Source organism: Pseudorhodoferax soli, assembly GCF_003337555.1.
GTDB lineage: Bacteria > Pseudomonadota > Gammaproteobacteria > Burkholderiales > Burkholderiaceae_C > Pseudorhodoferax > Pseudorhodoferax soli.
The window spans coordinates 407,036-429,150 of sequence record NZ_QPJK01000004.1 but is presented as its reverse complement, the minus strand read 5'-3'; the positions used below and the strand labels follow the sequence as shown (position 1 = coordinate 429,150).

Annotated in this window: 21 protein-coding genes; 14 read left to right on the top strand and 7 right to left on the bottom strand. The window is 69.9% G+C overall.

Going from position 1 to position 22,115, the window contains the following annotated elements:
• Positions 1 to 14 precede the first annotated feature (14 nt).
• From DES41_RS16745 to DES41_RS16715, 7 genes are all read left to right on the top strand, one after another.
• Complete coding sequence (locus tag DES41_RS16745) at positions 15 to 1,121, top strand: ABC transporter permease (RefSeq protein WP_114468785.1); 1,107 nt, start codon at positions 15 to 17, stop codon at positions 1,119 to 1,121.
• Positions 1,118 to 2,038, top strand: a complete 921-nt coding sequence (locus tag DES41_RS16740; protein WP_114468784.1) for an ABC transporter permease — start codon at positions 1,118 to 1,120, stop codon at positions 2,036 to 2,038. The genes DES41_RS16745 and DES41_RS16740 overlap by 4 nt, the downstream gene beginning before the upstream one ends.
• Before the next feature lie 13 nt (positions 2,039 to 2,051).
• Complete coding sequence (locus DES41_RS16735; protein WP_114468783.1) at positions 2,052 to 3,080, top strand: formamidase; 1,029 nt, start codon at positions 2,052 to 2,054, stop codon at positions 3,078 to 3,080.
• A 2-nt stretch (positions 3,081 to 3,082) separates the two neighbouring features.
• Entirely contained in the window at positions 3,083 to 3,775 is a 693-nt protein-coding gene (gene biuH / locus DES41_RS16730; protein WP_114468782.1) for a biuret amidohydrolase, read from the top strand.
• A 79-nt stretch (positions 3,776 to 3,854) separates the two neighbouring features.
• Positions 3,855 to 5,426 (top strand): ABC transporter ATP-binding protein, encoded by a 1,572-nt coding sequence (locus DES41_RS16725; protein ID WP_114468781.1) that lies wholly within the window; start codon positions 3,855 to 3,857, stop codon positions 5,424 to 5,426.
• 10 nt (positions 5,427 to 5,436) lie between these two features.
• Positions 5,437 to 6,132 carry a cysteine hydrolase family protein gene (locus DES41_RS16720; protein WP_211332994.1) on the top strand — a complete coding sequence of 232 codons (696 nt, stop codon included), beginning with the start codon at positions 5,437 to 5,439 and terminating at the stop codon, positions 6,130 to 6,132.
• Between the two features lie 37 nt (positions 6,133 to 6,169).
• Positions 6,170 to 6,898: a GntR family transcriptional regulator gene (locus DES41_RS16715; RefSeq protein ID WP_114468780.1), complete on the top strand. Its 729-nt coding sequence runs from the start codon at positions 6,170 to 6,172 to the stop codon at positions 6,896 to 6,898.
• Here the strand turns inward: DES41_RS16715 and DES41_RS16710 are convergent.
• Complete coding sequence (locus DES41_RS16710) at positions 6,883 to 8,709, bottom strand: sensor domain-containing diguanylate cyclase (RefSeq protein ID WP_114468779.1); 1,827 nt, start codon at positions 8,707 to 8,709, stop codon at positions 6,883 to 6,885. The genes DES41_RS16715 and DES41_RS16710 overlap by 16 nt on opposite strands.
• A gap of 194 nt (positions 8,710 to 8,903) precedes the next feature.
• Positions 8,904 to 9,788, bottom strand: coding sequence for a LysR family transcriptional regulator (locus DES41_RS16705; RefSeq protein WP_114468778.1), 885 nt, complete (start codon positions 9,786 to 9,788; stop codon positions 8,904 to 8,906).
• 76 nt (positions 9,789 to 9,864) lie between these two features.
• Here DES41_RS16705 and DES41_RS16700 point away from each other — a divergent pair, with 76 nt between their 5' ends.
• A complete protein-coding gene (locus tag DES41_RS16700) occupies positions 9,865 to 11,112 on the top strand; it encodes an SGNH/GDSL hydrolase family protein (protein WP_114468777.1) in 1,248 nt (415 codons plus the stop codon).
• 37 nt (positions 11,113 to 11,149) lie between these two features.
• Here the strand turns inward: DES41_RS16700 and DES41_RS16695 are convergent, their stop codons facing one another.
• A complete protein-coding gene (locus DES41_RS16695; RefSeq protein WP_114469021.1) occupies positions 11,150 to 11,941 on the bottom strand; it encodes an exodeoxyribonuclease III in 792 nt (263 codons plus the stop codon).
• Between the two features lie 10 nt (positions 11,942 to 11,951).
• On the opposite strand from DES41_RS16695, the gene pyrE reads away from it, so the two are divergent.
• Both pyrE and DES41_RS16685 read left to right on the top strand, forming a co-directional pair.
• Positions 11,952 to 12,668 (top strand): orotate phosphoribosyltransferase, encoded by a 717-nt coding sequence (gene pyrE / locus DES41_RS16690; protein WP_114468776.1) that lies wholly within the window; start codon positions 11,952 to 11,954, stop codon positions 12,666 to 12,668.
• Positions 12,665 to 13,309 carry a DUF4124 domain-containing protein gene (locus DES41_RS16685; RefSeq protein ID WP_245965741.1) on the top strand — a complete coding sequence of 215 codons (645 nt, stop codon included), beginning with the start codon at positions 12,665 to 12,667 and terminating at the stop codon, positions 13,307 to 13,309. Before pyrE ends, DES41_RS16685 begins: the two co-directional genes overlap by 4 nt.
• A 15-nt stretch (positions 13,310 to 13,324) precedes the next feature.
• Here the strand turns inward: DES41_RS16685 and gatB are convergent, their stop codons facing one another.
• From gatB to gatC, 3 genes are read right to left on the bottom strand one after another with little or no spacing between them, the layout of a single operon-like run.
• Positions 13,325 to 14,818, bottom strand: coding sequence for an Asp-tRNA(Asn)/Glu-tRNA(Gln) amidotransferase subunit GatB (gene gatB, locus DES41_RS16680; protein WP_114468775.1), 1,494 nt, complete (start codon positions 14,816 to 14,818; stop codon positions 13,325 to 13,327).
• A 2-nt stretch (positions 14,819 to 14,820) separates the two neighbouring features.
• Positions 14,821 to 16,287 carry an Asp-tRNA(Asn)/Glu-tRNA(Gln) amidotransferase subunit GatA gene (gene gatA / locus DES41_RS16675; RefSeq protein ID WP_114469019.1) on the bottom strand — a complete coding sequence of 489 codons (1,467 nt, stop codon included), beginning with the start codon at positions 16,285 to 16,287 and terminating at the stop codon, positions 14,821 to 14,823.
• 14 nt (positions 16,288 to 16,301) lie between these two features.
• The gene (gene gatC, locus DES41_RS16670) at positions 16,302 to 16,601 is read right to left on the bottom strand and encodes an Asp-tRNA(Asn)/Glu-tRNA(Gln) amidotransferase subunit GatC (RefSeq protein ID WP_114468774.1); all 300 of its coding nucleotides are present in this window, start codon (positions 16,599 to 16,601) and stop codon (positions 16,302 to 16,304) included.
• A gap of 203 nt (positions 16,602 to 16,804) precedes the next feature.
• Between gatC and DES41_RS16665 the strand changes: the two genes are divergently transcribed.
• From DES41_RS16665 to mrdA, 4 genes are read left to right on the top strand one after another with little or no spacing between them, the layout of a single operon-like run.
• On the top strand, positions 16,805 to 17,848 hold the full coding sequence (locus DES41_RS16665; RefSeq protein ID WP_056671509.1) for a rod shape-determining protein: 1,044 nt from the start codon (positions 16,805 to 16,807) through the stop codon (positions 17,846 to 17,848).
• 16 nt (positions 17,849 to 17,864) lie between these two features.
• A complete protein-coding gene (gene mreC / locus DES41_RS16660) occupies positions 17,865 to 18,809 on the top strand; it encodes a rod shape-determining protein MreC (protein ID WP_114468773.1) in 945 nt (314 codons plus the stop codon).
• A complete protein-coding gene (gene mreD / locus DES41_RS16655; RefSeq protein ID WP_114468772.1) occupies positions 18,806 to 19,336 on the top strand; it encodes a rod shape-determining protein MreD in 531 nt (176 codons plus the stop codon). The genes mreC and mreD overlap by 4 nt, the downstream gene beginning before the upstream one ends.
• Positions 19,337 to 19,361: 25 nt before the next feature.
• A complete protein-coding gene (gene mrdA / locus DES41_RS16650; RefSeq protein ID WP_114468771.1) occupies positions 19,362 to 21,392 on the top strand; it encodes a penicillin-binding protein 2 in 2,031 nt (676 codons plus the stop codon).
• Between the two features lie 209 nt (positions 21,393 to 21,601).
• On the opposite strand, the gene DES41_RS16645 is transcribed toward mrdA, so the two are convergent.
• Positions 21,602 to 22,057 (bottom strand): hypothetical protein, encoded by a 456-nt coding sequence (locus DES41_RS16645; protein WP_114468770.1) that lies wholly within the window; start codon positions 22,055 to 22,057, stop codon positions 21,602 to 21,604.
• Positions 22,058 to 22,115: the final 58 nt, after the last annotated feature.

Sequence of the window (22,115 nt, the reverse complement as noted above, 5' to 3'; positions counted from 1 at the left end):
CAGGCACCTGCACCATGAACTCCCTCGCCAAGGACATCGGCCTGCCGGTGGCCGCGATCGCGGCGGCGCTGCTGCTGTTCGGCGTCTTCGTCGGTTTCGCCGGCGTCGACCCGGTGGAGGTCTGGACGCTGCTCTTCAAGGGCGCGTTCGGCGACTGGTTCAGCTGGCAGAACACGTTGCAGCGCGCCGCGCCGCTGATGCTCACCGCGCTGTGCGTGGCCATCCCTGCGCGCGCGGGTCTCGTCATCATCGGCGGGGAGGGTGCGCTGGTGCTGGGCGGCCTGGGCTGCGCCGCGCTGCCCTACCTGATGCCGCTGCCCGGCAACGCGTTGGGCACGGTGCTGGTGTGCGCAGCCGGTGCCGTCTGCGGTGCGCTGTGGATCGCGCTGGCCGGCTGGCTGCGCCAGTACCGGGGCATCAACGAGACCATCAGCAGCCTGTTGCTGGCCTACGTGGCCATCGGCCTGTTCAAGCACCTGGTGGAGGGCGCGCTGCGCGACCCCGCCAGCCTGAACAAGCCCTCCACCTTGCCGCTGGACGAGGGCATCCGCATCACCGGGATGATGGGCTCCGACGTGCACTGGGGCCTGGCCATCGGCGTGGCGGCCTGCCTGCTGTTCTGGGTCTGGCTGCGCGCCACGGCCTCCGGCTTCTCGGTGCGCGTGGTGGGCGGCAACCCGCGCACGGCGCAGCTGATGGGCCTGCCCGCTTCCAGGCTGATCATCGCGGCCTGCGCACTGGGCGGTGCCTGCGCCGGCCTGGCCGGCGCGGTGGAGGTGGCGGCGGTGCACACCAACGCCAACGCCTCGCTGATCGCCAGCTACGGCTACGCCGGCATCCTGGTGGCCTTCATGGCGCGGCACAACCCGCTGGCCATCATTCCCGTGGCCATCCTGTTCGGTGGCTTCGGCGCGGCCGGCAGCCTGCTGCAGCGCCGCGTGGGCCTGCCGGACGCTTCGGTGCTGGTGCTGCAAGGCATCGCCTTCGTCCTGATCCTGGCCAGCGAGGCGCTGCGCAACGTCGACGGCAAGGTGGTGCTGGGCAAGCTGTTCTCGCGTCCGTACGAGGAACTGGAACAGCGGCCGCCACCGGCCGCTGCGTTGAAGGGAGCCGCCACATGACAGCCGACCAATGGATCGCCCTGTTCGCCGGCATCGTCGGCGGCGCGCTGCGCGTGGGCGTGCCGTTCCTGTTCGTGAGCCTGGGCGAATGCCTGACCGAAAAATCCGGCCGCATCAACCTCGGCCTGGAAGGCGTGCTGGTGCTGTCGGCCATGGCCGCGTTCGGCGGCGCCTACTGGAGCGGCTCGCCCTGGATCGGCGTGCTGATCGGCGCCATGGCCGGCGCCGTGCTGGCGCTGCTGCACGGCCTGCTGTGCTCGCTGCAGGGCGTCAACGACGTGGCCACCGGCATCGCGCTGATGCTGCTGGGCACGGGGCTGGCGTTCTACCTGGGCAAGCCGCTGATCCAGCCGCAGGCGCCGCAGCTGCCGGCGATTCCGCTGGGCGGCTGGAGCGATTCGACGGTGGTGCAGGCCGCGCTGCAGATCAACGCGCTGCTGCCCATCGGCATCGTGCTGGCGGTGGCGCTGTGGTGGGCTTTCGGCCGCACGCGCGCCGGCCTGCTGGTGCGGCTGGCCGGCGACTCGGCCATGGCGACCAAGGCCCTGGGCTATTCGGTCAACGGCATCCGCATCGCGGCCACGGCCGCCGGTGGGGCGATTGCCGGGCTGGGCGGCGCCTCGCTCACGCTGTTCTATCCGGGCAGCTGGAACGAGGGCATCTCCAGCGGCCAGGGCCTGATCGCGGTGGCGCTGGTGATCTTTGCGCGCTGGAGCCCGCTGCGCTGCGTGGGTGCGGCGCTGCTGTTCGGCGGCGCCGGCGCCATCGGCCCGGCCATGCAGTCCATCGGCGTGAGCTACGGCTACCACCTGTTCAACACCGTGCCCTATGTGCTGACGCTGCTGATCCTCGTGATCACCTGCAAGCCCGGCGCGGTGGCCACGGGCAGCCCGGGCGAACTGTCGTCGGCACGATGAGAGGAACGAAGCCATGAGTGGACTGGGTGGATTGAACAAGTCGAAGGCCGGCGTGGTGCTGGGCCTGGTGCAGCTGCAGCTGCCCGTGGTGGTGACGCCGGCCGATCTGGCGGCGCAGACGCGCCGCATCTGCGAGATGGTGGGCAAGGCGCGCCGCAACATGGCGACGATGGACCTGGTGGTGTTTCCCGAGTACGCGCTGCACGGCCTGTCGATGGACACCAACCCGGCCATCCTATGCACGCTCGATGGCCCCGAGGTGGCGGCCTTCAAGGCGGCCTGTGTCGAGCACCGCATCTGGGGCTGCTTCTCCATCATGGAGGCCAACCCGGGCGGCAACCCCTACAACAGCGGCCTCGTCATCGATGACCAGGGCGTGATCCAGTTGTACTACCGCAAGCTGCATCCCTGGGTGCCGGTCGAGCCCTGGGAGCCGGGCAACCTGGGCGTGCCGGTCTGCGTGGGGCCGAATGGCGTCAAGCTGAGCCTCATCATCTGCCACGACGGCATGTTCCCCGAGATGGCGCGCGAGGCCGCGTACAAGGGCGCCGAGGTGATCCTGCGCACCGCCGGCTACACCGCGCCGATCCGGCACGCCTGGCGCATCACCAACCAGAGCAACGCCTTCCAGAACCTGGCCTACACCGCCAGCGTGTGCATGTGCGGCAGCGACGGCAGCTTCGACTCCATGGGCCAGGGCATGTTCTGCAGCTTCGACGGCACGGTGATGGTGGAGGGCGGCGGCCGGCCCGACGAGATCGTCACCGCCGAGCTGCGGCCTGACCTGGTGCGCGAGGCACGCGCTGGCTGGGGCGTGGAGAACAACCCCTACCAGCTCTGGCACAGAGGTTATGTGGCGGTGCAGGGCGGTGCGCAGGATTGCCCCTATACCTTCATGCAGGACATGGTGGCCGGGCGCTACCGGTTGCCGTGGACCGACACGGTGCAGGTGACGGATGGCACGTCCTGCGGCTTCGCGCCGCCCACGCGCCAGTACGGCGGCGCCGAGCCCGACCCCCTGACCCTGAGAAAGGTGGCCTGACCATGACACCGCGCCATGTGGACGCCAAGCCCTACGCCTGGCCCTTCGACGGCAGCCTACGGCCCGACAACACCGCGCTGATCGTGATCGACATGCAGACCGACTTCTGCGGCAAGGGCGGCTATGTCGACGTGATGGGCTACGACCTGTCGCTCACGCAGGCGCCGATCCAGCCGATCAAGCGCCTGTTCGAGGTGATGCGGCCGCTGGGCTACACCATCATCCACACCCGCGAAGGCCACCGGCCCGACCTGTCGGACCTGCCCGCCAACAAGCGCTGGCGCTCGCGCCAGATTGGCAAGGACGGCCTGGGCATCGGCGACGCCGGCCCCTGCGGCCGCATCCTGGTGCGCGGCGAGCCGGGCTGGGAACTGATCCCCGAACTCGCGCCGCTGGCCGGCGAGATCGTGATCGACAAGCCCGGCAAGGGCTCGTTCTACGCCACCGACCTGGAGATGGTGCTGCGCACGCGCGGCATCGCCAACCTGGTCCTCGCGGGCATCACCACCGACGTGTGCGTGCACACCACCATGCGCGACGCCAACGACCGCGGCTTCGAATGCCTGCTGCTGTCCGACTGCACGGCCGCCACCGACCCGGCCAACCACCAGGCGGCGCTGAACATGGTCACGATGCAGGGCGGCGTGTTCGGCGCGCACGCGACATCCGCCGCACTCATCGAGGCAATGACATGACCCCCACGCTCATCGCTTCGCGTATCGCTGCCCCCCAGGGGGGCGCTTCGATGCCTTCGGGCGGCCGGGCGGCATCGCCATGATCGCCCCGGTCAACGCACTCCCCGCCGTCGAAGGCGCTCTGGCGCTGGAGACCTACCACCTGACCAAGCGCTTCGGCGCCTTCACGGCGATGGACCACGTGAGCATGCGCGTGGACCCCGGCAGCGTGCACGCGCTGCTGGGCGAGAACGGCGCGGGCAAGAGCACGCTGGTCAAGTGCGTGGCCGGCTTCCAGCAGGCCGAGGAGGGTTCGATCCTCATCGATGGGCGCGAACGCGACATCGCCAACCCCATCGTCGCGCGCACGCTGGGCATCGGCATGGTCTACCAGCACTTCACGCTGGCGCCCGGCATGACGGTGGCCGAGAATCTGCTGCTGGCCGGCGGCAAGACGCCAGCCGTGATCGACTGGAAGGCCCAGCGCGCCGAGCTGGAGGCCTTCCTCGCCACCACGCCGTTCCGCCTCGACCTGGACGCGCGCCCGGCCGAACTGGCGGCCGGCGAAAAGCAGAAGCTCGAACTGCTCAAGCAGCTGTACCTGAAGCCGCGCCTGCTGATCCTGGACGAACCCACCTCGGTGCTGACGCCGCAGGAGGCCGACGAGGTGCTGGGCCATGTGCGCGCCTTCGCGCGGAGCGGCCAGTGCACCGTGCTGATCATCACGCACAAGTTCCGCGAGGTGATGGCCTACACCGACGCCGTGACCGTTCTGCGCCGGGGCAAGGCCGTGCACCACTGCCGCGTGGCCGAGACCGATCCGTCGCGGCTGGCTGCGGCCATGATGGGTGAGGCGGCCACGCCGGCCGAGGTGCTGCATGCGGAGAGCGACACCGCTCCCGCGCGCAGCCCGTTGCCGGCCGGCGCCCGCGTGGCGCTGCAGTTGCGGGGCCTGAGCGCCATGGGCGACCGCGGCACGCTGGCCGTGCACGGCGTCGACCTCGCAGTCAAGAGCGGCGAGATCCTGGGCGTGGCCGGCGTCTCGGGCAACGGCCAGCGCGAACTCGTCGAGGCCCTGGTCGGCCAGCGCCCGCGCCATGCCGGCAGCGTGACCGCGATGGGCGAGCCCTATGCCGCGCGCCGCAGCGAGAACAAGCGCCTGAAGCTGCGCAGCCTGCCCGAGGAGCCGCTGCGCAACGCCTGCGTGGGCGACCTCTCGGTGGCCGAGAACATGGCGCTGCGCGACTACGACGCACCGCCTCTTTCCGCCGGCGGCTGGCTGCGCTTCGGCCAGTGGAGAAGCCGCGCCCGCGAGTGGATCAAGGAGTACGGCGTGAAGACCCAGGGCGAGGGCGCGCCGATCAAGAGCCTGTCCGGCGGCAACGTGCAGCGCGCCGTGCTGGCGCGCGAGCTGGCCGGCGACATCAACGTGCTGATCGCGGCGAACCCGGTGTTCGGCCTGGACTTCGCGGCCGTGCGCGAGATCCACGGCCGCATCGTGCAGGTGGCCGGCAAGGGCGGCGCGGTGCTGCTGGTCAGCGAAGACCTGGACGAACTGCTGGAGCTGTCGGACCGCATCGTGGTCATGAGCGAAGGCCGCATCGTGTACGAAACCGCAGCGGCCGATGCGGAGCGCCACGTGCTGGGCGCCCACATGGGCGGCGGCCACTGAGGAGCAGGACATGAACAGCGACGTGCGCGAGATCCGCAGCCTGGCCGTGCAGGCCCGGCCATTCGACTTTCCGTTCGACCTGGCCACCACGGCACTGGTCATCATCGACATGCAGCGCGACTTCATCGAGCCCGGCGGCTTCGGCGCGAGCCTGGGCAACGACGTGTCGCTGCTCGGGGCCATCGTGCCGGCCTGCCGGCGCACGCTGCAGGCCTGGCGCGCCGCCGGTGGCCTGGTGCTGCACACCCGGGAGGCGCACCGACCGGACTTGCGCGACTGCCCGCCCGCCAAGCGCCTGCGCGGCAACCCGCAGCTGCGCATCGGCGATGTGGGGCCGATGGGCCGGGTGCTGGTGAGCGGCGAGCCCGGTGTGGAGATCATCCCGGCCCTGGCGCCGCTGGCGGGCGAGATCGTGGTGGACAAGCCGGGCAAGGGGATGTTCTACGGCACGCCGGTGCAACTGCTGCTGCAGCAGGCCGGCATCCGCTCGCTCGTGTTCATGGGCGTGACGACCGAGGTCTGCGTGCAGACGAGCATGCGAGAGGCCAACGACCGCGGCTACGACTGCCTGGTGCTGGAGGACTGCACCGAGAGCTACTTCCCGGCGTTCAAGGCGCAGGCGCTCGAGATGGTCCGCGCCCAGGGCGGCATCGTCGGCTGGACGGCCACCAGCGCCCAGCTGCTGGCGGCCCTGCACTCGGAGTAAGGTAGCGCCTTCTCCATTTCCCTGGCTCCACGCGCCCGTGCCTCCTACCGTTTCCAAGAAGCCACCGGCTGCGCCGGCCGTGGCGTTCCGCTCGCGTGCCGACGAGGTCTACGAACAGCTCAAGCGCGATGTGGCCGACTTCCAGCTCGTGCCCGGCGACCGCTTCACCGAGAACGAGATCAGCGAGCGGCTGGGCGTCTCACGCACGCCGGTGCGCCAGGCGCTGTTCCGGCTGCAGCAGGAGGGCTTCGTCGAGGTGCTGTTCCGCGCCGGCTGGCGCGTGCTGCCGTTCGACTTCGACCAGTTCGAGCAGCTCTACGACCTGCGCATGGTGCTGGAGACGACCGCCATCCACCGGCTCTGCGAAGGCGTGGTGCGCGTGGACCACGGCCTGCTCGACGCGCTGGCCGCGATCTGGCTGGCGCCGCAGGCCGAGCGCAGCAGCGACATGGCCCAGGTCTCGCAGTGGGACGAGGAGTTCCACTGCCAGATCGTGGCGGCGGCCGGCAACGCGGAGATGGCGCGCGTGCACCGCGAGGTGACCGAGCGCATCCGCATCATCCGCAGGCTCGACTTCACGCAGCAGATGCGCATCGATGCCACCTACGACGAGCACGCCAAGATCCTCAAGGCGGTGCAGCGCAAGCGCGGCGACCAGGCCGCGATGCTGATGCGGGCCCACATCGAGACCAGCCAGGCCGAGGTGCGCAAGATCACGCTGCACCAGGTGCACCTGGCGCGGCAAGGGGGCTACGCGCCGCGCTGAGGTCCGTGCAGCGTGCGCGGCGTCGGCGTCGGCGCCATCGCGGCGCGGCCCCGGCCTTCGCTCTTGGCGCGGTACAGCATCGCGTCTGCCCGGGCCAGCAGCCCATCCCAGCCGCCGCTGGCATCCAGGCCGAGCGCCATGCCCACGCTGGCCCCGATCTGCAGGTGCAATGCGCCCACATGGAAGGGCCGGTGCGCCACCTGCAGCACTTTGTCGGCCACGGCCTGCAGCCCATGGCCGTCGCGCACGCCGGCCAGCAGCACGGCGAATTCGTCGCCGCCCATGCGCACCACGGCATCGCTGGGCCGCACCAGCATGCGCAGGCGCTCGGCGAAGACCTGCAGCAGCGCGTCGCCGACCGGGTGGCCGTGCTGGTCGTTGACGGGCTTGAAGCGGTCCAGGTCGATGCACAGCAGGCCGATCTGCGCGGCATCGCCGTGCGCCTGCTGGAAGTCGAGCCAGTCCTGCAGGCCGGCGCGGTTGAGCAGGCCGGTCATGGCGTCGCGCTGGGCCAGGCCCAGCAGGCGCTGCGCCTCCTGGCGGTGCTGGGTGATGTCCTGGCCCACCGCGACGAAGCCGTCCAGCGTGCCGTTGTCCAGCCGCAGCGGGATGTAGTTGACGGCCAGGTGCTGGCCATGGCTGCGCCCCGGAAAGTGCAGTTCGAAGCTGACCTCCTCGCCCGCCAGGGCGCGGGCGATCCACGGCCGCACGGGGTCGAACTCGGGCTTGCCGAGCAGGTCGTGCATGGTGCGGCCGACGATCTCGGCCCGCGGAAGGCCGTGCCAGCGCTCGAACGCGCCGTTGACGAAACGGTATCGGCCATCGGCATCCAGCACCGCGACGATCGCCGGGATCAGCTCGGCCACCGAACGCAGCGTGGCCGTCTGGCGCAGCAGCGCACGCTCGGTCTCCGCGCGTTCGGTGATGTCCACGCCGGTCGTGAACAGGCCCAGTACCTTGCCGCCTGCACCGAGGTGCGGGATCAGCTGGCAATCGATGCGGCGCACGGCGCCGTCGTCCTGCGCGTCGTCGAACTCGAAGCGCTGGGCCTGGCCCGTGAGTGCGTCGTCCACGCGCGCGCTGACGCTGGGGTCGGGCTCGCGCTTGATCAGCATGCGCGGGCTCTGGCCGACGATGGCGCCGGGCGGCAGGTCGTAGCGCTCGGCCTGCGCGCGGTTGACGAACTGGTAGCGGCGCTGGTTGTCCACGTAGCCGATGCGCACAGGCAGGTTGTCGGTGATCAGGCGCAGGAACTGCTCGCGGTCGGCCAGGGCGTGCTCGTACTCGCCGCGGATCGCCAGCGCGCGGTCCAGCAGCTCGCGCCGCATGATCAGCGCCTGCACAGCGAGCTGGCCCAGGCGCTGCAGCATGCGGGATTGCTCGGGCGTGAGCGCGCGCGCTTCGAAGTCGATCACGCACAGCGTGCCCACGCGTTCGCCGCCAGGCAGGGCCAGCGGCGCGCCGGCATAGAAGCGGATGTTGGGGTCTTGGCTGACCAGGGGGTTGGCGACGAAGCGCGGGTCCTGGTGGGCGTCGGGCACCTGGAAGACCGTGTCGCCCAGGATGGCGTGGGCGCAGAACGCGACATCGCGCGGCGTCTCGCGCGCCTCGCCGAGGCCGTAGTTGGCCTTGAACCACTGGCGCTCCGCATCCACCAGCGACACCAGGCCGGCCGAGGTGCCGCAGAACTCGGCCGCCGTGCGGGCCAGCGTGTCGAACAGCGGCTCGGGCTCGCTGTCGAGCACGAGCAACTCGCGCAGGCGTTGCAGGCGTTCAGCTTCGTTGTCGGGGACGGCGGCCGGCACGGTCATCGCTTGGACGGGTGTTGATGCAACGGGGCAGCGCCAAATGTAGCGGTCACTGCATGACTTGTCTGTCGGCCGAACGTGTCATGCGTTGCGGGGGCCGATTCACCGGTGGGCCTTGCCGCCCGCTGCGCAACGTGCCGGCCCCGGTCCGGCGACCTGCCTGGCCTGCGCCGGGCCAGTGCGCCACCGCCTGGGCGCTACAGCGCCTGGATCTCGCGGACCAGCAAGTCCTTCATGAGCTGCACCCGCATCGGCTGCCGACGGCGGCGCGGGTGGACCAGCCAGGCGTTCTGCGACGGCCCGTTCCACTGCGGCAGCAGGTGCACCAGCTCGTTGCGCTGGATCAGGTCGTTGACCATCCAGCAAGGCTGGAACGCAATGCCGGCGCCTGCGCGCACCGCGTCCAGCAGCGCGACCGCATGGTTGATGCGGTAGCGCGTGGCGACCGGCAGGTCCACGCGGCCTTCGGCGCTGCTGAGGGTCACCACGTCGTCGGTCCATCCCGGGTAGCGCAGGAAGCTGTGGCGGGCCAGGTCCTCCAGTGCACTGGGCAGGCCGTGGCGCTCCACGTATCCGGGCGAAGCGACGATGTAGCGTGGCCAAGTGGCCAGCGCGCGCGCCACCAGCTCAGGCGGCAGCGTGCCTCCGATGCGCACGGTGAGGTCGAAGCGTTCCTCGACCGGGTCGACGAATCGGTCTTCCAGCACCAGGTCGATCTGCAACTCGGGGTATTGCTGCAGCGTGCGCAGCATCAGCGCGCTGAGCTTGAGCTCGCCCAGCGCCACCGGCGCCGCGATGCGCACCAGGCCGCGCGGCGCGCGGGTGCTGTGGTCCAGGTCGGCGACCGCCTCCTCGTAGTCTTCCAGCAGGCGCCGCGCGCTGTCGGCGAAGCGCAGGCCTTCCTCGGTCAGCGCAGCGCGCGCGGGCCCGCGCTCCAGCAATTGCACGCCGAGCGAGGCCTCCAGCGCCGCGACCAGCTTGCTTGCCGTGGGCTGGGTGGTGGAGAGCGAGCGTGCCGCCGCCGACAGGCTGCCGAGCTCTGCCGCCCTGACGAACATGTGCATCGCACGAAGCCGGTCCATGTCATTCCAGTTTCGAATGGGAAGGCTTCCACTTTGCCATCTTCTCAAGCCGAACGGGAATGGCGACAGTGCGGGCATGCAACGCACCACACGCTTCCTCCTTGCCGCCCCGCTGGCGGCGCTTCTGTCCGTATCGGCTGCCGCCGCGCTGCCCGCGCAGTGGCAGCCGACCTGGTTCTCTGCCGCCCAGCCCGTCTGGGGCGAGGGCTGGGTCGTCCCGCTCGGAATGCCGACCAGCCTGCGCGATGTGACGCTGCGCCAGTCGTTGCGCAGCAGCCTGGGCGGAGCGCAGGTCCGGCTGGTCATCAGCAACGAACACGGCAGCGCGCCGCTGACGCTGGGTGCGGTGGCTCTGCGCAGGGAGGGTGCAGGACCGGCGCACGCGGTCCGCTTCCATGGGCAGGACGGCATGCTGGTGCCCCCCGGTGCGCGGGCGGTCAGCGACCCGCTCGACCTGCCCGTCGCTGCCGGCGAGCGGCTGCAAGTCGATCTCCATCTGCCGCAGGCCACCGGGACCGCCGGCTTCCACTGGGACGCGCAGGAGCAGACGCTGCTCCTGCAAGGCAATGCCGTGGGACGCCCCGAGGCACCGGTGCAGCAGACCCTGAGCACCCGCGCGTTCGTCTCCGGCCTGTGGGTCGACACCGGACATGCGCCGGCGACCGTCGTCGCGATCGGCGACTCCATCACCGATGGCAACGGCTCCAGCCTGGGTGCGGACCAGCGCTGGCCCGACCATCTGTCGCGGCGCCTCGCGCCGTGCGGCGTCGCCGTGCTCAACGCCGGCATCGCCGGCAACCGCCTGCTGCTTGGTGGCTGGGGCGCGAGCGCGCTGGCGCGCCTGGAGCGCGACGCGCTGGGCCACGCCGGCGTGCGCGCGGTCGTGGTGCTGGTCGGCACCAACGACATCGGCTTTCCCGGCAGCCCGTTTGCGCCCGGGGAGCCGCCGGCCGCGCTGGCCGAACTGACCGGTGCGTTCCGCCAGCTGGTCGAGCAGGCGCATGCGCGGGGCGTGCGCGTGGTGGCCGGCACGGTGCCACCCTTCGAGGGTGCGCTGGAAGGCACGCCCCTGCAGGGCCACCACAGCCCACGCAAGGAGGCGCTGCGCCAGGCGCTGAATGCATGGATCCGCCATGCGGGCGTGTTCGACACCGTGGTCGATTTCGACGCCGTGCTGCGCGACCCTGCGCACCCTGCGCGGCTCGATCCGGCGCTCGATTCGGGCGACCACCTGCACCCGGGCGACGCCGGCTACAGGCGCATGGCCGAGGCGATCGACCTGGAGGCCTTGCTCGGAGCGCCTGGCGAAAGGGCAGAACCGTGAGCACGCCCGCGCGTGGGCGTGCGGGCGCGTCAGCGCGTCACAGCGGGAAGTCGTAATCGATCGTCAGCGGGGCGTGGTCGCTGAAGCGCTGGTCCTTGAACACCGCGGCGCTGCGCGCATGGGCGGCCAGCGCCGGCGTGGCCAGGTGGTAGTCCAGCCGCCACCCCACGTTGTTAGCCCAGGCCTGGCCGCGGTTGCTCCACCACGTGTAGCACTCGCTGGTGGTTTCGGGGTGCAGGCGGCGGTACACGTCGACCACGCCGGTCTCGGACAGCAGCTTGGTCATCCAGGCGCGCTCTTCGGGCAGGAAGCCGCTGTTCTTCTGATTGCTGCGCCAGTTCTTGAGGTCGATCTGCTGGTGGGCGATGTTGATGTCGCCGCACAGGATGAATTCGCGTTCCTGCTTGAGCGCGACGAGGTAAGGATCGAACAGGTCCAGGAAGCGGAACTTGGCGGCCTGGCGCTCCTCGCCCGAGGAGCCGCTCGGGAAGTAGCAGCTGATCACCGAGAGCTTGCGGGCCGGCGTGTCGAAGCGCAGCTCGATGTAGCGGCCTTCGTCGTCGAACTCGGGTGCGCCGAAGCCGATCCGTACGTCGCTCGGCACATGCCGGCTGTAGATCCCCACGCCCGAATAGCCCTTTTTCTGTGCAAAGTGGAAGTAGCCTTGCAGCCCGGCCAGCTGCTCGAAACGCCCCTGCACGTCGGCCTGCTGGGCTTTGACTTCCTGTACACAAATACAATCCGGGCCCGTTGCCGAGATCCAGGCTTCGACGCCCTTGGTGGTGGCAGAGCGGATGCCGTTGAGATTCAGGCTGGTCAACTTGAACAAGGAAGCTCCCATGGTGGAACACAAGGCCGGCGCAGAGGGTGCTGGCCAACAAGATGGATTGGCCCAGGACTTCGTGCGCTTCGCGGTCGAGGCCGGGGTGCTGCGCTTCGGGGAGTTCAAGACCAAGGCGGGCCGCATGAGCCCGTACTTCTTCAACGCAGGCCTGTTCGACGACGGCGTCAAGCTGGCCCGGCTCGCAGAATTCTATGCGTCGGCCCTGGAGGCCAGCGGCACCGAGTTCGACATGGTTTTCGGCCCGGCCTACAAGGGCATCCCGCTGGCCGCGGCGCTGGCGGTGGAGTTCGCGCGGCGTGGCCGCAACCTGCCGTTCGCCTACAACCGCAAGGAAGCCAAGGACCATGGCGAGGGCGGCACGCTGGTCGGCGCGCCGCTCCAGGGCCGCGTGCTGGTGGTCGACGACGTGATGTCGGCGGGCACCGCGGTGCGCGAGTCCATCGCGCTGATCCGCGCCGTCGGCGCCACGCCGCATGCCGTGGTCATCGCGCTGGACCGCCAGGAGATGGCGACCGAGGATGGCCGCGACGTACCGCACAGCGCCGTGCAGTACGTGCGCGGCCAGCTGGGCCTGCAGGTCTGCGCCATCGCCCGGCTCGAAGACCTGCTGCAGTACCTGGCCGATGGCAGCCAGGCGGCCGTGGCCGAGCACCATGGCCGCGTGCTGGCCTACCGGCAGCGCTACGGCGTGCAGGAGGGCGCCGGCTCGTGACCCGCGCAGGCGCCCGCATGGGGCTCGGCCTGCTCGGCGCAGGCTGGGCCATGCTGGTGCAGGCGCAGGGCATCTACACCTGCGTGGACGGGCAGGGCCGGCACATCACCTCGGACCGGCCGATCAAGGAATGCATCGACCGCGCGCAGAAGGAGCTCAACCCGAGCGGCAGCCTGCGGCGTGAGGTCGGCCCCTCGCTCACGGCCAGCGAGCGGGCGCAGATCGAAGCGCGCGAGCGCAGGGCGGCGGAAGAGCAGGCCCGCAACAACGAGGAAATCCGCCGCAGCCGCGCGATGTTGTCGCGCTACCGCGACCAGGCCGCCCACGACCGCGCGCGCGCCGAAGCGCTGGCGCCGGTCGATGGCGTGCTGGCGTTGGCCCAGCAGCGCATGCAGGCACTCGACAAGCAGCGCCAGCTGCTGGACCGGGAGCTGGAGTTCTACCCGAACACCCCGCCCGAGAAACTGCCGCCCAAGCTGCGCAGCCTGCTCGACGAGCACAAGGCCAGCGTGGCGGCGCAGCAGCGCGTGATCGCCGAGCAGGATGCCGAGCGCAAGCGCGTGAACGACCGCTACGACGAGGAACTCGCGCGGCTGCGCCAGCTGTGGACCGAGCAGACCCTGCCCGGTCGGCCGCGCTGAGCGGCCGCTGGCGCGTCAGCCTTCCAGCTTCTTGCGCAGGAGCGCGTTGACCTGGGCCGGGTTGGCCTTGCCCTTGCTCGCCTTCATGGCCTGGCCGACCAGCGCGTTGAAGGCCTTGTCCTTGCCGGCCTTGAACTGCGCGACGTTGTCCGGGTTCGCGGCGATGACTTCGTCGAGGATGGCCGCGAGCGCGCCGTCGTCGTTCATCTGCTTGAGGCCCTTGGCTTCGATCACCGCGTCGACTTCGCTGCCTTCGCCGGTCCACAGCGCGTCGAACACCTGGCGCGCTGCGTTGTTGGAGATGGTGTTGTCGGCGATGCGGCCCAAGAGCGCGCCCAGCTGCGCGGCCGAGACCGGCGCCTGGTCGATGGCGAGTTCGCCCGCGTTGAGCCGGCGCGAGATCTCGCCCATGACCCAGTTGCTGGCCAGCTTGGCCTGGCCGCTGGCCTGGGCGGCCTGCTCGAAGTAGGCGGACGTGGCCTTGCTGGCCGTCAGCTGCGCGGCATCGTAGCCCGGCAGGCCATAGTCGGCGACGAAGCGCTGCGCCATGGCGCGCGGCAGCTCGGGCATCTCGCCGCGCACCTGCTCTACCCATTCGGGCGCGATCACCAGCGGCGGCAGGTCCGGGTCGGGGAAGTAGCGGTAGTCGGCAGCGTCTTCCTTGGTGCGCATGGCGCGCGTCTCGCCCGTGTCCGGATCGAACAGCACGGTGGCCTGCTGGATCTTGAGCCCGTCCTCGATCTGCTCGATCTGCCAGCGGATCTCGAAGTCGATGGCCTGCTGCATGAACTTGAAGCTGTTCAGGTTCTTGATCTCGCGCCGCGTGCCCAGCGGCTGGCCGGGCTTGCGCACCGAGACGTTGGCGTCGCAGCGGAAGCTGCCTTCCTGCATGTTGCCGTCGCAGATGCCGATCCAGGTCACGATCTTGTGCAGCTCGCGCGCATAGGCCACGGCCTCGGCCGCCGAGCGGATGTCGGGCTCGGTCACGATCTCCAGCAGCGGCGTGCCGGCGCGGTTCAGGTCGATGCCCGATTGGCCGATGAAGTCCTCGTGCAGCGACTTGCCGGCGTCCTCCTCGAGGTGGGCGCGCACCAGGCGCACTGTCTTGTGCTCGTCGCCGAGGTAGAAGCCCACCGTGCCGCCTTGCACCACCGGAATCTCGTACTGGCTGATCTGGTAGCCCTTGGGCAGGTCGGGGTAGAAGTAGTTCTTGCGCGCGAAGATGCTGCGCGGCGCGATGGTCGAGCCCAGCGCCAGGCCGAGGCGGATGGCGCGCTCGACCGCGCCCTTGTTCATGACCGGCAGCGTGCCGGGCAGGGCCAGGTCGACCGCGCAGGCTTGCGTGTTGGGCTCGGCGCCGAAGGCGGTGGACGCGCGGCTGAAGATCTTGCTGGCGGTGGACAGCTGGGCGTGGGTCTCGAAGCCGATGACGACTTCATAGCCCTGCACCAGCGGGCCCGTGGGACGACCGACCTGCGCGGCCTCGAAGGTGTTGATGGTCTCGCTCATGGTCAGAAGCCCTCCGGCGTGCGGAGGTGAAAGTCGGTCGCCTGCTGGAAGCGGTGGGCTGCGTTGAGCAGCTTTGCCTCGCCGAAGTAGTTGCCCAGCAATTGCAGGCCCACGGGCATGCCGCCTTCGCCGAAGCCGGCCGGCAGGCTCATGCCGGGCAGGCCGGCCAGCGAGCCGGGCAGGGTGTAGATGTCGGCCAGGTAGTTGGCCACGGGGTCGTCGGACTTGTCGCCGAGCTTCCAGGCCACGGTGGGGGCGACCGGGCCGGCGATCACGTCGCACGACTGAAAGGCCCGCTGGAAGTCGTCGGCGATCATGCGGCGGATCTGCTGCGCCTTGAGGTAGTAGGCGTCGTAGTAGCCGTGGCTCAGCACATAGGTGCCGACCATGATGCGGCGCTTGACCTCGTCGCCGAAGCCTTCGGCACGTGTCTTCTTGTACATGTCCAGCAGGTCGCCGTACTGGGCGGCGCGGTGGCCGAACTTGACGCCGTCGAAGCGGCTGAGGTTCGAGCTGGCTTCTGCCGGCGCGATGATGTAGTAGACGGGAATGGCCAGTTCGGTGCGCGGCAGCGAGATCTCGACCAGGCGCGCGCCGAGCTTTTCGTACTCCTTCAGCGCAGCGTCCAGCGCGGCGCGCACATCGGCCGCCAGGCCGTCGCCGAAGAACTCCTTGGGCACGCCGATGCGCAGGCCTTCCAGGCGGTCGCTGAGGCTGCGGCCGAAGTCTTCGGTCGGGCGGTCCAGCGAGGTCGAGTCGCGGTCCAGGTCAGGGCCGCAGATGGCCGAGAGCAGCAGCGCGCAGTCTTCGGCGCTGCGTGCCATCGGGCCGGCCTGGTCCAGGCTGGAGGCGAAGGCCACCATGCCGTAGCGCGAGGCGCGGCCGTAGGTCGGCTTGATGCCGGTGACGCCGCAGAAGGCGGCCGGCTGGCGGATCGATCCGCCCGTGTCGGTGCCGGTCACGGCCGGGGCCAGGCGCGCGGCCACGGCCGCGGCGCTGCCGCCCGAGGAGCCACCCGGGATGCGCGTGGCGTCCCAGGGGTTCTGCACGGCGCCGTAGGCCGAGTTCTCGTTGGACGAGCCCATCGCGAACTCGTCGCAATTGAGCTTGCCCAGCGTGACGGCGCCGGCCGTGGCCAAGCGCGCCACCGTGGTCGCGTCGAACGGCGAGCGGTAGCCCTTGAGCATCTTCGAGCCGGCCGTGGTCGGGAAGTCACGCGTGACGAAGATGTCCTTGTGCGCGATCGGCACGCCGGCCAGCGGGCCAGCGGTGCCGGCGGCAACCGCTGCGTCGGCCGCGCGCGCCTGGGCCAGCGTCTCCTCGGGGTCGACAGCGACAAAGGCGTTGAGGCCGCGGTGCGCCTCGATGCGCGCCAGGAAGTGCTGGGCTGCCTCGACGGCGGACAGTTCACGGGATTGGATGCGGGCCGCGATGGCGGCGACGGAGGCTTGGGTCAGGTCGAAGGCCATGTTCACTCGATCACTCACTCAATCACTTTCGGCACCAGGAACAGGCCGCGCTCGACGGCCGGCGCGCTGCGCTGGTTGGCTTCGCGCGCGTCGGGTTCGCTGACGGCGTCCACGCGCAGGCGCAGCGTCACGTCGGACACCACGTCGGCCGGGTGGGCCAGCGGCACCACGCCGGTGGTGTCCACGGCCTGCATGCGCTCGACGATGTCGAAGAAGCCGTTGATCTGGCCGAGCATGCGCGCACGCTCGGCATCGTGCAGTTCCAGCCGCGCCAGGTTGGCGATGCGCGAGATGTCGTCGGAGGTCAGTGCCATGGAAAAATTGCAAGCAGAAAGGTCGCGGAAACGGCCTGCCACAAGGCTTTGCAGCGGGTTTTCACGGGGGGATCGGGTATTATCCCGCCTTTGCGCGAGGGCCGGTTTCACGCTGCCTGACGCGCCTACACCCACCCGATTCGACCGAAGCCGGGGCGACCGCAAGCCGATGCGCATGCCGTGCCCCCGAGAGGAATTTTTCAATGTTTGGTGCTTTCCGTCGGTATTTCTCGACCGACCTGGCGATCGACCTTGGCACGGCCAACACCCTGATCTACGTGCGCGACAAGGGCATCGTCCTGGACGAGCCGTCGGTTGTCGCCATCCGCCACGAAGGTGGCCCCCAAGGCAAGAAGACGATCCAGGCCGTCGGCAAGGAAGCCAAGGCCATGCTGGGCAAGGTGCCGGGCAACATCGAGGCGATCCGCCCGATGAAGGACGGCGTGATCGCCGACTTCACCGTCACCGAGCAGATGCTCAAGCAGTTCATCAAGATGGTGCACCCGCGCGGCGTGCTGCGGCCCAGCCCGCGCATCATCATCTGCGTGCCCTGTGGTTCCACCCAGGTCGAGCGCCGCGCCATCCGTGAATCCGCGCTCGGCGCGGGTGCCTCGCAGGTCTACCTGATCGAAGAACCCATGGCCGCCGCGATCGGCGCCGGCCTGCCAGTGGCCGAGGCCTCCGGTTCCATGGTCGTCGACATCGGCGGCGGCACCACCGAGGTCGGTGTGATCTCGCTGGGCGGCATGGTCTACAAGGGCAGCGTGCGCGTCGGCGGCGACCGCTTCGACGACGCCATCATCAACTACATCCGCCGCAACTACGGCATGCTGATCGGCGAGCCCACGGCCGAGGCCATCAAGAAGAACATCGGCTCGGCCTTCCCGGGCTCCGAAGTCAAGGAGATGGAAGTCAAGGGCCGCAACCTGTCCGAAGGCGTGCCGCGCAGCTTCACGATCTCGTCCAACGAGATCCTGGAAGCGCTGACCGATCCGCTCAACAACATCGTCGCCTCGGTCAAGAACGCCCTGGAGATGACGCCGCCCGAACTGGGTGCCGACATCGCCGAGCGCGGCATGATGCTGACCGGCGGCGGCGCGCTGCTGCGCGACCTGGACCGGCTCCTGGCCGAGGAAACCGGCCTGCCGGTGCTCGTGGCCGAGGACCCGCTGACCTGCGTGGTGCGCGGCTGCGGCCTGGCGCTGGAGCGCATGGACCGCCTGGGTTCCATCTTCACCAGCGAGTAAGTCCCAGGGGTAGGCGATGCCACTCGGTACGCTGGACAGAACCCCGCCACCGTTCTTCAAGCAGGGCCCTTCCGCGCTCACCAAGCTCATGGTGTTCAGCGCGGTGGCCCTGTTCCTGATGGTGGCCGATGCGCGTTTCGCGCTGATGCGGCCGTTGCGCGCGGCCGTGGCGACCGTGCTCTATCCCGTGCAGTGGGCGGCGCTCGGGCCGGTGCGCCTGGTGCAGGGCGGTAGCGTCTACGTGGACAGCCTGACCGCGGTGCAGGCCCGTGCCGACGCGGCCGAGCGGCGCATGGCCGAACAGTCGCAGCGTGCCGGCCAGTCCGACCTGCTGCAGCTGGAAAACCAGCAGCTGCGCAGCCTGCTGGGCCTGCGCGAGCGGCTCACGGTGCCGGGCCAGGCGGCCGAGGTGCTCTACGACGCGGCCGATCCCTATGTGCGCAAGGTCGTCATCGACCGCGGTCTCACGCATGGCGTGGCGGCCGGCGCGCCCGTGCTCGATGCCGGGGGCGTGCTGGGCCAGGTCACGCGCGTGCTGCCGCTGGTCAGCGAGGTCACGCTGCTGATCGACCGGGACCAGGCGATCCCCGTGCTCAATGCGCGCACGGGCGCGCGCAGCGTGGCCTATGGCAACCCCGGCTACCTGGGCGGCGTTCTGGAGCTGCGCTTCATGGCCGGCAATTCCGATGTGCAGGTCGGCGACCTGCTCACCACCAGCGGCGTCGACGGCGTCTACCCGGGCGGCCTGCGCGTGGCCGTGGTGGAAGCCGTGGAGCGCCAGGCCGATTCGACCTTTGCGCGCATCTACTGCCGGCCGCTCGCGCAGCTGGCCGGCGTGCGCCATGTGATGGTGCTGGAGCCGCTGCGCCCGGCCGCCGAGATGGCCGGGGCCGAGGCGCCGGCGGCCAAGGCTTCGGCGCCGGCGGCGAAGGCATCCGCAGCCCGGGGGGCCACGAAATGATCATGCGCCCAGGCCAGCAGCTGCTGCTGCCGGCCAGCCCGGTCTTCATCTGGAGCAGCCTGGTCGTCGCGCTGCTGCTCAACATGGTCCAGAACATGGGCCTGTGGGGCCGCGCGGCCTGGACGCCCGACCTCGTGGCCGTGGTGCTGGTGTTCTGGACCGTGCACCAGCCGCTGCGCGTGGGCGTGGGCACGGCCTTCGTGTTCGGCCTGTGCATGGACGTGCACCAGGCCTCCTGGCTGGGCCAGCATGCACTGGCCTACACGGTGCTGAGCTACCTGGCCATCGCCATCCACCGGCGGCTGCTGTGGTTCAGCGTGCCTTCGCAGGCCATGCAGGTGCTGCCGCTCTTCGTGGTCGCCCATGCCATCGAATGGGTGCTGCGCCTCCTGGGCGGCGGCATCTTTCCCGGCTGGTGCATGCTGTTGACGCCGGTGGTGGAGGCCGCGCTGTGGCCGGTGGTCAGCGTGGCCTTGCTGCTGCCGCAGCGGCGCGCGCCCGATCCGGACGACAATCGGCCGCTTTGAGGCCAGCCCTCCGCGCGCCACCCGCATGACCGAGTTCAAGGACGTCGAACGCGAGCTCGCCGGCTTTCGGCGCCGGATGGTCGTGATCGGCCTGGTCGTGCTGCTGGCCTTCGCCGGCCTTTTCGCGCGGCTGGTGGTTCTGCAGGTGGGGCGCCACGAAGACCTGCGCGCCCAGGCCGAGCGCAACCGCACGGCCATCGTGCCGGTGGCACCCACGCGGGGCCACATCCTGGACCGCAACGGCGTGGTGCTGGCCAGCAACTACTCGGCCTACACGCTGGAGATCACACCGTCCAAGGTCGGGCCGCTGGAGCCGGCCATCGATGCGCTGTCCGAGGTCATCGAGGTCACGCCGCGCGACCGCCGGCGCTTTCGCAAGCTGCTGGACGAGTCGCGCAACTTCGAGTCGCTGCCGATCCGCACGCGGCTCTCGGACGAGGAGGTGGCACGCTTTGCGGCCCAGCGCTACCGCTTCCCGGGCATGGACATCAAGGCGCGGCTGTTTCGCCACTACCCACAGGGCGAACTCGGCGCCCATGTGGTCGGCTACATCGGCCGCATCAACGCGGCCGAGAAGGCGCGGCTGGAAGAGACCGACGACGAGGGTAACTACAAGGGCACGGAGTACATCGGCAAGCTGGGCATCGAGCAGAGCTACGAGACCGAACTGCACGGCAAGGCTGGCGTGGAGCAGATCGAGACCTCGGCCGGCGGCCGTGCGGTGCGGCGCCTGGCCAGCAGCAAGGCCACGCCGGGCAACACCGTGGTGCTGTCGATCGATGCGCGGCTGCAAAAGCTGGTCGAGGACCTGTACGGCGAGCGCCGCGGTGCGTTGGTGGCGCTGGATCCCCAGACCGGCGAGGTGCTGGCTTTCGTCAGCAAGCCGACCTACGACCCCAACCTGTTCGTCGAGGGCATCGACCAGGAGAGCTGGGCCGCGCTCAGCGAGTCCATGGCCCGGCCGCTGCTGAACCGTGCGCTGCGTGGCACCTACCCGCCGGGCTCGACCTACAAGCCCTTCATGGGGCTGGCCGCGCTGGAGACCGGCAAGCGCCGGCCCGGCGACATCACCAGCGACGGCGGCTCCTGGACCTTCGGTGGCCACACTTACCGCAGCCACGGCGACGGCGGCCTGGGCGCGGTGGACCTGCACCGCAGCATCGTCAAGTCCAGCAACGTCTACTACTACTCCCTGGCCAACGACATGGGCGTGGACGCCATCCACGATTTCATGGCACCGCTGACCTTCGGCCAGCTCACGGGGCTGGACCTTCAGGGTGAGGTGCGTGGCGTGCTGCCCAGCCAGGCCTGGAAGCGCAAGGCCTACCGCCGGCCCGAGCACCAGAAGTGGTATGCGGGCGAGACGATTTCGCTCGGCATCGGCCAGGGCTACAACACCTTCACCATGCTGCAGCTGGCGCAGGCCACATCCATCCTGGCGAGCAGCGGCGTCAAGCACCAGCCGCACCTGGCCCTGGCCGTGGAAGACAGCGTGACGGGCGAGCGGCGCCCGGTGGTGCGCGAGCCCGGCGTGAGCCTCAACTACAAGCCCGAGAACGTGGCGGCGATCCGGCGTGCGCTGGTCGGCGTGACGCAGGAGGGCACGGCCACGCGCGTGTTCTCCGGTGCGGCCTACCTGTCGGGCGGCAAGACCGGCACGGCCCAGGCCGTCACCATCGGCCAGAAGAGCAAGTACAACGCCGCCGCGCTGGCCGAGTACCAGCGCGACCACGCGCTGTACATGGCCTTCGCACCGGCCGACAAGCCCACCATCGCGCTGGCGCTCATCGTCGAGAACGCGGGCTGGGGCGCCGAGGCCGCCGCGCCGATCGCGCGCCGGGTCTTCGATTTCTGGGTGGCCGGCGTGTATCCCAACGAAGCCGACCTGGCCCATGTGCGCGCCGGCAAGGGCGGGCCACCGGTGGGCAAGCCACGGCCGATCGCCGAGGTGCCCGACCTGCCGGCACCGCCCGTCGTGGGCGCGTCCATGGCCGAGGCGGCGGCACCGGGACCGGTGCAGGTGGCGCAGACGCCAACGCCGGCCGTTGCCCGCTGAGCCTGGCTCCCCGTTCTGCGCAGGCAAAAAAAAACGCCGCAGAAGCGGCGTCTTGAAGTTTGGAACATCTCGTACGGATGTCTGAGTGATGTCTTGGACTTGGTTGGAATGTCTCCTCGGACCTCTCGTATCCGGTCGGCAGGGCCGCCGGACAACACAAAGGACTTTAGGACAATTTGTTCGTTGCTGGCCTCGGGATTTACCCTGCGTCAGTTTGCTGTCAGGGAGTGCGGCCGTGTCTCGACGCCGCTGCCGAACGCCAGTTCCTGTTCGGCCATGAAGTCGCTCAGGCTGTAGTCGTCGGCACGTTCGTTCTGCGCGGCCTCGGCTTCGCGGCGCTGGGTCTGGGCCAGCAGCGATTTCAATGCCATGGCGGTGCCGGGGTCGAGTGCACGTTCGCACTCGCGCAGGGTTTGCGCCACGTCTTCGGCGACCAGGTGGGCCTTGGCCGGGTTGCGGTATTCCAGCGCCCGCGTGAGCCGCTGCACCACGCGGCGCGTCGGCAGGAACCGGCTGCGGGCGAACTCGGGGCTCAGACGGCTCAATACCAGCGACAGGCCGCCTGCGGCGATCTGCATCTGCGTGAGCCCGGCATCCTGGGTGATCCGCGGCAGCAGCAGCTCGGTGTTCCAGGGGCTTTCGTGTTGCAGCAGGGGCGAATCCATGGCGCTCGATTCTAGAAATGGCCCACCCCTTCAAATCGCCCGGCAAGCAGGGAAAAGC